Below are 11,066 nucleotides of genomic sequence, written 5' to 3'. Positions count from 1 at the left end.
TGCGGGAAAAGCACGTGTCCGAAGACCAGGAAGAAGCGTTCTTGGCGTCACGAGGGGGCTGAGGCCGTGCCCGCGGAAAGCGTACTGCCCGCAGCGGAAATCAACACGCACTTACCGCGCAGTTTACATCAACTACGAATTAAATTTACAATAGAAAAATGCAACGATTTTTTAGAAAACAGGCGATTAATAACAACAATGAATAGAATTAAGGAAGAAGAGACGTGCACGTTTCTTCTTTTTTTGATGTTTTAAAATTAAACACTTTATACGGTTTTAGGACAAATTGCTCAATTTTATATAAAAAAAGTGTTGCAAATAACAATATATTAATATATTGTAGTATATTGTAAACGAAAACATACATAAATGTTTCATTTTGAAACGAATAGGGGGAAGTAACATGAAGATCAAAGCTACATTAGAAAGAATTCCTGGGGGAATGATGGTTGTACCGTTGTTACTTGCAGCGACAATTAATAGTTTAGCACCAGATTTACTTAGAATAGGTAATTTCACACAAGCGTTATTTGTAGATGGGGCAAGTACATTAATTGCATTGTTCCTACTATGTACAGGAGCACAAATCAACTTCAGAAATGTTGGAGTAAGTTTAGGTAAAGGTGCAACATTACTCGCAACAAAATGGTTAGTTGGTGCAATCGTAGGCTTACTAGCATTCATGCTTATGGATGAAAACGGTTTATGGATGGGTCTAGCACCGATAGCTATTATTGCTGCCATGACTAATAGTAACGGAGGACTCTATGTTGCATTGGTTGGTCAATACGGTGATAAAACGGACCGTGCAGCTTATTCTCTATTAGCATTGAACGATGGACCATTTTTCACGATGGTTGCTTTAGCAATTTTTGGTGCTATGGGATTTGTGGATGGAATGTTTTCTTTTGTCTCATTTGTATCTGTATTATTACCTATCATTGTAGGGATGATCTTAGGTAACTTAGATGAAGAAATGCGCAAGTTTTTAGATAAAGGTAGCTCAATGTTAATTCCTTTCTTTGCCTTTGCACTTGGAATGGGAATTGACTTTGGAAGTATTATCGAAGGTGGTCTTGCAGGAATCGTATTAGGTCTATTAACTGTTTTTGTTACAGGTACGGCAGGCTACTTTGTATTCAAAGCCTTTAAATGGAATCCAATTGCTGGAGCTGCTGAAGGTTCTACAGCAGGTAATGCAGTGGCAACACCTGCAGCGATTGCAGCGGCAAGTACTGCATTTGCTGCCAATGTAGAATTAGCTACGATTCAAGTTGCTGCATCAGTTGTTACTACAGCTATATTACTACCGTTTTATATTGGGTTTTTAGTAAAACGTTTGGAGAAAAAAGGCGTAAAAATACCTGATGACTATATTATCGAAGAATCATAATACCTCTAAAAGGAATTTAAAGTAGAAGAGGATGAGAAACAACATGAATAGAAGTATAGGAATTATTGCTGATGATTTAACAGGTGCAAATGACAGTGGGATACAGTTTACGAAAAAAGGTATGACAACATCTGTATATTTTCAGCTTCCTTCTAGTAATGACAACCTTGACAATAGCATTGTCATTGATACGAATTCACGTGCTTTATTAAAAGAGGAAGCTATATCTGCAACAAGACAAGCATCCTTGTTTTTAAAAAATGCAGGGTACAAACATATTTATAAAAAAATGGATTCTACTTTAAGAGGGCATATAGGCTCAGAGCTTATGCCATTAAGAGAAGTATTTCATCCTGAACTCGTTGTAATTGCTCCAGCATTTCCTTCTTTAGGAAGAACAACAAGAAATGGCATACATTATGTTAATGGAGAAGAAATAACAGAGACGGAATTCTCTAGAGATCCAAAACATCCAGTTACTACGTCCTATATTCCAGAACTAATACAAAATGAAACTGGAGAAGTTGTTGGTTTAATTACAAAAAGTATGCTTGAAGAACAGCTTTCAACATTCAGAGAAAAGATACAAGCATTTATAAATAACAAAGTTACCTTTGTTGTGTGCGATGCAGAGTCGGAAGAAGATTTGCTAAATGCTGCAATCAAAATTGATTCTGTAACAAAAAATGTTATTTGGGCAGGTTCGGCAGGTCTTGCAGAAGTTCTGCCTGAAGTACTTGGAATACATGGGAAAGTTGATAAACCTTCCATTTCGACTACTTCACAAGTAATGACGGTTTGTGGTAGCTTGTCTCAGGTTACTCAAAATCAAGTAAAATTTGCCATTAGTCAATCGAATGTTTCTGCTATTAGGATTGATACAACTCAAATTTTCCAGGAGAACTGGAAACAATATCAGAATGATTATATTAATGAATGCTTGAAAGAGTTAAAGATTGGAAAAGATATTGTTATCTATGTACCTTCAGATAATCAAGTAAGAGAATTAGTACAACAAATTGGTAAGGAATTGGGTTTGAGCGGGAATCAAATTGGTGAGCGAATTTCGGGAGCACTTGGACAAATAGTTACTGAGGTATACGAAAGTTATCAGAACATATCTGGTTTAGTATTAATTGGTGGAGATACATCAAAAGATACGTTGAAAAATCTAGGTGGAATTGGTATTCGACTAATTAAACAAGTAGAAGCAGGTATTCCACTTGGGTCATTAATTGGTATCAAGAGGGTATTAAATGTTGTAACAAAAGCTGGTGCTTTTGGAAAAGAAAATTCGATTTATCATGCAATGCAGGACTTGAAGGGAGTTAATAATAATGACTAAAAAACCAATTATCGGCATAACAATGGGTGATGCTGCAGGTGTTGGCCCAGAAATCATTGTAAAAAGTTTACAAAATGAAAACTTATATAGTCAGGCTTATCCAATCGTAATTGGTGATGCGAAAATGCTAGAAAGAGCTGCTGATATTCTAAAGGTAGACACAACTATTCGTAAAATAGGGATGGATGCTGATTTTACCGAAGTATCATATGGAGAAATCGCATGTGTGGATTTAGACATTTTACCTATTGATCTTCCTTTTGGAGAAGTATCTGCTCAAGCAGGTCATGCAGCTTTTGAATATTTACGAAGTGCGATTGAACTTGCTAACAATAATAAAATTGATGCAATTTGTACTGCACCTTTAAATAAGGAAGCATTACATAAAGGTGGACACTTGTATCCGGGGCACACAGAAATCTTAGCTGAATTAACTGGTACAAAAGATTTTTCAATGATGCTATCATCTCCTAAACTAAAAGTTATTCATGCAACGACACATGTAGGACTTCTAGATGCGATTAAGATGATAAACCCTGAGCGTGTATATAATGTAATAAACTTAGCCCACCAAACACTCTCTAAATCTGGTATTACATCACCAAAAATTGGTGTATGTGGCATAAATCCTCATGCAGGAGAAAATGGATTATTCGGTTATGGTGAAGAAGAAGAAAAGATTATTCCTGCTGTTGAACGTGCACAAGAAGAAGGAATTAATGTGGAGGGTCCACTACCTGCGGATACATTATTTTTCCGTGCGCAACGTGGAGACTTTGATATTGTAGTTGCTATGTATCATGACCAAGGCCATGGTCCAATTAAAGTGTTGGGTCTTGAAGCAGGGGTTAATATTACTGTAGGTCTTCCAATTATTAGAACAAGTGTTGACCATGGTACAGCATTTGATATCGCTGGAAAAGGTATTGTAGATGAAAGAAGTTTATTGGAAGCACTTCGACAAGCAATTGAATTAGCACCTGAAAGATAATAAGTATATAATAGGTGATGGTGTAGTACACTGCCACCTATTATTTTGGTTAAATTTATAGGTGAAAAAGGAGATAGTTTAATGAGCAACATCTTAATAATCAAAGGACCAGAATTATATAAGAACAAGTATATTAGTAGCTTACGAGAAAAAACAGAGCATTCTATAAAAACCCTGAATTTTACAACGATTAATAATCAGGTTCCTACCGAAGATAATAATCCTGATTTAGTATTAGTAGATTTGGAAACGAATATTAATCTACCGCAGTTGATACATTATTTTAAGGGTAAGAAAGTAAAAATAGCAGTATCTGCGTCTGATACTAGTGAAGCAAGTATAAAGGATCTGTTTATGTTAAATATACAAGGTTATTTATTTCATAAAATGGAGATAAGTGAAGTAAATGATGCATTTGATTACATCCTAAAGGGGTTAACATACGTCCATCCTAATTTATCTACAATCCTACTAAAAGATTATAGGAAAATGATGGAAATAAATAGACCCGATGATCTATTGTCTCAACGTGAATGGGAAATATTAGAGTTAATTACGAAGGCGCACACAAATAAACAAATGGCAGATGAATTACATATATCAGATAGTACAGTAAAAAATCATGTGAATTCTATACTTAAAAAATTTAATGTAAGTGATCGTACAAATGCAGTATTAAAGGCGATAAAAAATAATTGGGTCTCTCTATAATCGCTTTTCATTGAAAGAACAGCATCCCAATTCATAAAAAGCAAAGGGATGCTGACTGGTAATTGAAAGTCTTACAATAGGGAGGAAAAGCAGAAATTATACTACTTTCCTATCCCAATGGCGATGCTCTGCAATTGCCTGAACGAACGTTTCGACAAATGTATTGCCATTTCCTTCAACAATGCCAGGATTTCCGAGCATACTATTCTCCTCTAGCCATTTTACTCCGTCAAATGAAGCACCGATCGGCTTATAGTGTTTAAAAGCTTCCTTCACAAAGTAATTTGCCTTGTTGTAAAACGTATTGTCGATATCGTCGCCACCGATGATATAGATTCCATCGTATAATACTGGATCTGTAGTTGTAAATGTGTGATCTACCATGAGATCTACATTATTTTTCCCAGTTACGACCCCTTGTTTACCGCTTATAATTTCATACGCAACTCCTGCTAGGTTCAATCCTTGCAATATATCTTTCACTTCTGCATCATGAAAGCCATTGTGTAAAATGACACCAATTTTTCGGCCCACTGCTGTCTTAATGGTATTTTCTTGGCTTAGTGCTGGTGATGCTTTTGTAACCGTGGATTCTTTGCCGGTTGGAGGAGTTGCTCCTAGATTGTATGCGATTTTGGTTGCCATATTTAAGTCTACATTTGCGAACATATCTACCACTTGCTGACGGACCTTCTTATCTTTTACATGTCCTACCTCAAAGCTAAAGGCATCAATAATATGTTGTTTTTCATTAGGGCTCATACTATTCCAAAACAATTTTGGCTGGGAGAAGTGATCACTGAAGCTTTCACTTCGAGACTGAACAATACTTCCTTCGACTTTCTCCTGGTAATGAACAAAGCCTCCCTCTTCCTCTGTCGCTGGAGCTGGAGTATTGGCTGCTAATGAATTGTTGTGATAGGCAACTTTTCCGACATTAATGGTTTGCCTATGGTAGCCATCGCGCTGGTTATTATGAAATGGACATACGGCCTTGTTGATCGGGATCTCGTGAAAGTTTGGACCACCTAATCGAATAAGCTGTGTATCTGTATAGGAAAATAAGCGTCCCTGTAATAATGGATCATTGGTAAAATCAATTCCTGGAACAACATGTCCAGGATGGAAAGCAACTTGCTCCGTTTCTGCAAAGAAATTATCAACATTGCGATTTAGCGTTAATTTTCCAATAATCTTTACTGGAACATCTTCCTCAGGCCAAATTTTGGTCGAATCAAGAATATCGAAGTCGAAAGCAAATTCGTCTTTCTCTTCAATAATTTGCACACCTAATTCAAATTCTGGGAAATTCCCCATTTCAATAGCATCATATAAATCCTGACGATTAAAATCCGGGTTCTTTCCAGCAATTTTTTGCGCTTCATCCCATACGAGGGAATGAACGCCAAGCTTTGGTATCCAGTGGAATTTTACAAAATGGGCTTTGCCCCCGTCATTCACAAAACGAAATGCGTGAATACCGAAACCTTGCATCATCCGATAGCTTCTTGGGATTGCCCGTGGAGACATTAACCACATCACTTGATGTGCAGATTCTTGATTGTTTGCAACGAAATCCCAAAATGTATCATGTGCACCAGATGCTTGGGGGATCTCATTATGTGGTTCAGGTTTAATTGCATGAACGATATCTGGAAATTTCATTCCATCTTGAATGAAGAAAACAGGCATGTTATTCGTAACTAAATCATAATTTCCTTCATCTGTATAAAATTTTGTAGCAAAACCACGCACATCACGAACCGTATCCGCCGAACCACGAAATCCAACTACTGTTGAAAAACGGACAAATACTGGTGTTTTTACGTTCGGGTCCTGTAAAAATTTAGCCTTTGTATAGGGCTTCATGGATTCGTACACTTCAAATTCCCCATGTGCAGCAGTACCTCTTGCATGTACCACTCGTTCTGGAATTCGTTCATGGTCAAAATGAGTCATCTTTTCTCTGAAGTGAAAGTCTTCCATCAATGTAGGGCCACGCCTTCCAGCAGTTAAAGAGACCCCGTCCTCAGATACTTTAAGTCCTTGATTAGTTGTTAGTTTCTTGTTTGCATCATTAACGCGAAATTGTTCTAGCTGTTGGTGTTTTTTATTATTTTTATTCCCTATAGGTTTTTCACTCATCGACAATTTCCTTTCTTTTAGCAGTTACTATGTAACTTTCCCAAATAGTGGTTTTTTATGAAAAATATAAAGTTAGTTTTAAGGTTATTAATGTATTGTTAAACAATTGTTCTGTTTCTGTAAATTTAGATTATTCCGCAATGAATTATGGTTAAATAGCAAATGTAAAGGAGGCTAGGACATGGGGCAGGTTGAATTGATGAATATTTCAAAGTCCTACGATAAGCAAAAAAACGTATTGAATGAAATTAATTTATCCATTGAAGAAGGAGAATTTTTTGTACTAGTTGGACCTTCTGGGTCTGGGAAAAGTACATTGCTTCGAATGATTGCAGGGTTGGAGGATATTACAGCTGGTACATTGAAGATTAGCGATCAGGTTGTGAATCACCTCCCGCCGAAAGATAGAAATCTATCGATGGTTTTTCAAAATTATGCGTTGTATCCACATCTTACCGTAGAACAGAATATTCTATTTGGATTAAGAGCAAAGAAAGTACAGAAAGAGGAGCAACAATTAAGACTAACCGAAACTGCTGCAATGTTAGGGCTAAGTAGTTTGTTAAAGCGGAAGCCTAAAGAACTTTCTGGCGGACAGCGTCAACGAGTAGCACTAGCTAGGTCGATTGTTAGTCATTCACCGCTTTGTCTAATGGATGAACCATTGTCTAATTTGGATGCAAAACTTCGTGCAAATATGCGTGTTGAAATAAGAAGATTGCAGAAGAAATTAGGATTGACGATGGTTTATGTGACACATGACCAAGTGGAAGCAATGACGATGGGAGACAGAATTATGGTTCTTAATGATGGGAAAATCCAACAGGTTGGAAAACCAATTACGCTATATAATGAACCTGCAAATGTGTTTGTCGCTTCTTTTATTGGTTCACCTAAGATGAATATGGGTAAGGCGAATTTCTCTTCAGATATGAAACAATTAGTAATAGAACATGAGCCACATATTGATATAGACCCTGCAACCGTTAGTAAAAGACTAAAGGAAGCAAGTATAACGATTGGAATAAGGGCGGAGCATATATTTCCAGGTACACCAGATAATACGACACATCATGTAGAAGTTGTCAATGTAGAGCACTTAGGGAATGAAACGACGATTGCTTTTGAAATAGCATCTGATTTATGGACTGCGAAATGGCCTGGGCAATGGGCAATAAATGTTGGGGATAACGTTCCAGTTAGCATTACAGGCGAATATCTATGTTTTTTTGATACTGAATCAGGTGATTTAATAAGACCAGCAATGGCAGGGAAGAGCCAAGAGGTTATTGCGATATGAGCATGAATAGTGTAGCAATCAGGTCTCATGAGTCTATGGAACTTATCTTTGAGCAAGCGAAAAAGAGACAACGGATGAAAAGCTGGATAAAAGGAATGCTTTTTCTTTTACCTTCAATTGTTTTATTTGGTGTATTTTTGTTCTACCCTTTGTTACGGACGATTTATTTAAGTTTCTTCTTAACGGATGCTAGTGGAGAAACAACCGTATTTGTTGGGTGGCAGAACTATATGAATATATTTACCTCACCAATCTTCTTGCAAAGTATGAAATCAACCTTTCTGTTCGTACTTTACACGGTACCTATTACGGTATTCATTAGTCTTTTCTTGGCCATTATTGCGAATGAGAAATTAAAAGGGACGGGCTTCTTTCGGACAATCTTTTCCTCATCAATGGGAATATCGGTCGCTGCAGCATCTGTTTTCTGGCTATATTTATTCAATCCAACGATGGGTGTTTTAAACCGGATATTAGAGTTCTTTGGAATGGATGCGATTGGGTGGTTAACCAATCCTGACTGGGCACTATTAGCGGTTTCTGTAACAACCATCTGGATGAATATTGGTTTTACCTTTTTGATATTACTTGGTGGGTTACAGTCGATTGATTCCTATCTTTATGAAAGTGCTGATATTGATGGTGCAGGCTACTTTTATAAATTAAGAAGAATTACGATTCCGATGCTATCACCAACATTGTTCTTTGTTGTGACGGTAACAATCATTAATGCCTTCCAGACTTTTGGCCAGATTGATATTTTAACACAGGGTGGACCTCAGAATGAAACGAATTTAATTGTTTATTCCATTTACAGGGAAGCTTTTGTGAATTATCAATTTGGATCTGCAAGTGCACAGGCGGTTGTGTTATTTATTCTAATTCTCTTAATGACCGCATTGCAGTTTAAATTTGGTGAAAGGAAGGTTCACTATCAATGACCATGTCAACCGGAAAGAAAGTTGTTTTCTATGTATTGCTTATTCTTTCAGCCACAATCTTGTTTGCTCCAACAATCATGGCAATTGTGATGAGTTTTATGACAAACCAAGATATTTTAACTGGAAGTTTCCCGAAGACATTAACATTGGACAACTATGTCAATGCATTTGAACGATTTCCTTTATTTCAATATTTATTTAATAGTTTTGTCGTTTCCATTATGATCATGCTTGGTCAGTTAATCTTATGTAGTTTAGCTGCGTATGCATTTGTTTTCTTAGAATTTAAAGGTAGAGACCTATTATTCTATGTATTTATTGCAACGATGATGGTTCCTTTTGAAGCATCTATTATACCAAATTTCCATATCATCCGTGATTTGGGATGGATAGATAGCTATCAAGGTCTTACCGTTCCATTCTTTGCCATGGCATTCGGTACTTTTCTGTTAAGACAGAACTTTAAGATGATACCAAAGGAATTAAGAGAGGCAAGTCAAATTGCCGGCATGGGTGATTTTCGCTTTTATCTAACGGTTGTGCTACCAGTGGCTAAAACTAGTTTAGTAACGTTAGGTGTATATGGATTTCTTACATCTTGGAATATGTACTTGTGGCCGCTTTTAGCTACGACGAATGATTCGGTGCGTACCGTGCAAATTGGATTAAAACAATTACAAACCCAAGAGCAATTAAACGAATGGGGTGTCATTATGGCGGGAGCTGTTATCGTAATTATCCCTACTTTAATCTTATTGTTCCTAGGTCAGAAACGACTACAGCGAGGTTTAGCAGAAGGTGCTTTGAAGTAATGATTTAGCAAATAAAAAAAATAGGGAGTGTAAAAATTTATGAAGAAGCTATTCGTATTACTAATGTTAGGACTTTTATTGTTCGTCGCTGCTTGTAGTTCAGAAGGGGCTGCATCTGAAGGGGAAACAGATGATAGCGAATCTAATGGCACAACTGCTAATACTGACACAGCAGAAGAATCTAGTGAACCGCAAGAAAAGCAAGTAGTTACATTCTGGCATTCGATGGGTGGCGCTGGACAAGAGGCTCTAAATGCAATTGTTGAAAGTTACAATAACTCTCAAGATAAGGTGCAAGTGAATGCAGAATATCAAGGTTCATATGATGAGGCATTAACTAAGTTTAATGCTGTTGCAGGTACGGATAGTGCACCAACAATGATTCAAACCTTTGAAATTGGAACCATGTCAATGATTAACAGTGGAAATATCGTGCCAATTCAGGAATTTGTTGATGCAGATGGTTATGACATGAGTGGGCTAGAGGAAAATATTGTAAATTATTATTCATTAGATGGTGAGTTTTATTCGATGCCATTTAACTCATCAACACCTGTAATGTACTATAACAAAGATGCATTTGAAGCAGCCGGATTAGATCCAGAAGCGCCACCTGAAACATTTGAAGAAGTAGAAGCAGCAGGTAGAGCAATTGCAGAAGCTAATCCAGATATGAAAGGTTTTGCACTGCAGGCATATGGCTGGTTATGGGAGCAGCTACTTGCAAACCAAGGTGCATTATTATTGAATAATGACAACGGGCGAACAAACACACCGACAGAAATTGGTTGGACAGAAGAAGAAGGAAAGTCCATTTTCCAGTGGGTGGAAAACATGGTAAATGATGAAACATTTGCAAACTATGGTACGAATGGTGATAACATGGTTGCTGGTTTCTTAGCTGGTGATGTTGCGATGTTCTTACAATCTTCCGCAAGCTCTAGAGATGTCATTGATAATGCACCATTTGAAGTAGGGATTGCATTTTTACCACATCCTGAAGATAAAGAACGCAGTGGTGTTGTCATTGGTGGAGCGAGTCTATGGATGATTGATGGGAAACCTGAAGCAGAACACGAAGCGGCATGGGATTTTATGAAATATTTGCAGACACCAGAAATTCAGGGCCAGTGGCATGTTGGAACGGGTTATTTTGCCATCAACCCAAGTGCGTATGATGAACAAGTTGTCATTGATGCTTATGAGGAAATGCCACAATTACAGGTAACGGTTGATCAATTACAAGAAACACAATCTTCCTATGCAACACAAGGAGGACTCATGGATATGATTCCCCAAGGACGTAAAATCATGGAAACTGCACTTGAAACGGTTTATAACGGTGGTGAAATAGATGAAGCATACGATGCTGCTGTTGAACAATTTAATGCAGCTATTGAGCAAGCGAATGCAGCTCGTGGTGAATAA

9 protein-coding genes are annotated in these 11,066 nt (G+C 37.3%); 8 read left to right on the top strand and 1 reads right to left on the bottom strand.

The features are described 5' to 3' along the window. Positions 1-403: 403 nt before the first annotated feature. The 4 genes from D8M05_RS10045 to D8M05_RS10030 all read left to right on the top strand — a co-directional run bounded on the left by D8M05_RS10045 (position 404) and on the right by D8M05_RS10030 (position 4,440). Positions 404-1,393, top strand: a complete 990-nt coding sequence (locus D8M05_RS10045) for a 2-keto-3-deoxygluconate permease (RefSeq protein ID WP_121131378.1) — start codon at positions 404-406, stop codon at positions 1,391-1,393. Positions 1,394-1,436: 43 nt separating this feature from the next. Continuing rightward, entirely contained in the window at positions 1,437-2,738 is a 1,302-nt protein-coding gene (locus D8M05_RS10040) for a four-carbon acid sugar kinase family protein (protein WP_121131376.1), read from the top strand. Further along, complete coding sequence (gene pdxA, locus D8M05_RS10035) at positions 2,731-3,729, top strand: 4-hydroxythreonine-4-phosphate dehydrogenase PdxA (protein WP_121131374.1); 999 nt, start codon at positions 2,731-2,733, stop codon at positions 3,727-3,729. The genes D8M05_RS10040 and pdxA overlap by 8 nt, the downstream gene beginning before the upstream one ends. An 81-nt stretch (positions 3,730-3,810) precedes the next feature. Further along, complete coding sequence (locus tag D8M05_RS10030) at positions 3,811-4,440, top strand: response regulator transcription factor (protein WP_121131372.1); 630 nt, start codon at positions 3,811-3,813, stop codon at positions 4,438-4,440. 96 nt (positions 4,441-4,536) lie between these two features. On the opposite strand, the gene D8M05_RS10025 is transcribed toward D8M05_RS10030, so the two are convergent. Further along, the gene (locus tag D8M05_RS10025) at positions 4,537-6,585 is read right to left on the bottom strand and encodes a catalase (protein ID WP_121131370.1); all 2,049 of its coding nucleotides are present in this window, start codon (positions 6,583-6,585) and stop codon (positions 4,537-4,539) included. 181 nt (positions 6,586-6,766) lie between these two features. Here D8M05_RS10025 and D8M05_RS10020 point away from each other — a divergent pair, with 181 nt between their 5' ends. The 4 genes from D8M05_RS10020 to D8M05_RS10005 are packed head-to-tail and all read left to right on the top strand — an operon-like array spanning position 6,767 to position 11,066. Further along, the gene (locus D8M05_RS10020) at positions 6,767-7,885 is read left to right on the top strand and encodes an ABC transporter ATP-binding protein (RefSeq protein WP_121131368.1); all 1,119 of its coding nucleotides are present in this window, start codon (positions 6,767-6,769) and stop codon (positions 7,883-7,885) included. 35 nt (positions 7,886-7,920) lie between these two features. Next, a complete protein-coding gene (locus D8M05_RS10015) occupies positions 7,921-8,826 on the top strand; it encodes a carbohydrate ABC transporter permease (protein WP_245985282.1) in 906 nt (301 codons plus the stop codon). Further along, positions 8,823-9,638: a carbohydrate ABC transporter permease gene (locus D8M05_RS10010; RefSeq protein WP_183072763.1), complete on the top strand. Its 816-nt coding sequence runs from the start codon at positions 8,823-8,825 to the stop codon at positions 9,636-9,638. The genes D8M05_RS10015 and D8M05_RS10010 overlap by 4 nt, the downstream gene beginning before the upstream one ends. Positions 9,639-9,677: 39 nt before the next feature. Then, a complete protein-coding gene (locus tag D8M05_RS10005) occupies positions 9,678-11,066 on the top strand; it encodes an ABC transporter substrate-binding protein (protein ID WP_121131365.1) in 1,389 nt (462 codons plus the stop codon).

The sequence above is a fragment of the Oceanobacillus bengalensis genome, assembly GCF_003628445.1.
Taxonomy (GTDB): domain Bacteria; phylum Bacillota; class Bacilli; order Bacillales; family Amphibacillaceae; genus Oceanobacillus; species Oceanobacillus bengalensis.
Note: the sequence above shows the minus strand (reverse complement) of the source record. Positions and strands in the feature narration are given on the sequence as shown.

Excerpts from the sequence above, each read along its gene's own strand:
- D8M05_RS10045 (WP_121131378.1), top strand. The coding sequence starts at position 404 with ATGAAGATCAAAGCTACATTAGAAAGAATTCCTGGGGGAATGATGGTT.
- D8M05_RS10040 (WP_121131376.1), top strand. The coding sequence starts at position 1,437 with ATGAATAGAAGTATAGGAATTATTGCTGATGATTTAACAGGTGCAAAT.
- pdxA (WP_121131374.1), top strand. The coding sequence starts at position 2,731 with ATGACTAAAAAACCAATTATCGGCATAACAATGGGTGATGCTGCAGGT.
- D8M05_RS10030 (WP_121131372.1), top strand. The coding sequence starts at position 3,811 with ATGAGCAACATCTTAATAATCAAAGGACCAGAATTATATAAGAACAAG.
- D8M05_RS10025 (WP_121131370.1), bottom strand. The coding sequence starts at position 6,585 with ATGAGTGAAAAACCTATAGGGAATAAAAATAATAAAAAACACCAACAG.
- D8M05_RS10020 (WP_121131368.1), top strand. The coding sequence starts at position 6,767 with ATGGGGCAGGTTGAATTGATGAATATTTCAAAGTCCTACGATAAGCAA.
- D8M05_RS10015 (WP_245985282.1), top strand. The coding sequence starts at position 7,921 with ATGGAACTTATCTTTGAGCAAGCGAAAAAGAGACAACGGATGAAAAGC.
- D8M05_RS10010 (WP_183072763.1), top strand. The coding sequence starts at position 8,823 with ATGACCATGTCAACCGGAAAGAAAGTTGTTTTCTATGTATTGCTTATT.
- D8M05_RS10005 (WP_121131365.1), top strand. The coding sequence starts at position 9,678 with ATGAAGAAGCTATTCGTATTACTAATGTTAGGACTTTTATTGTTCGTC.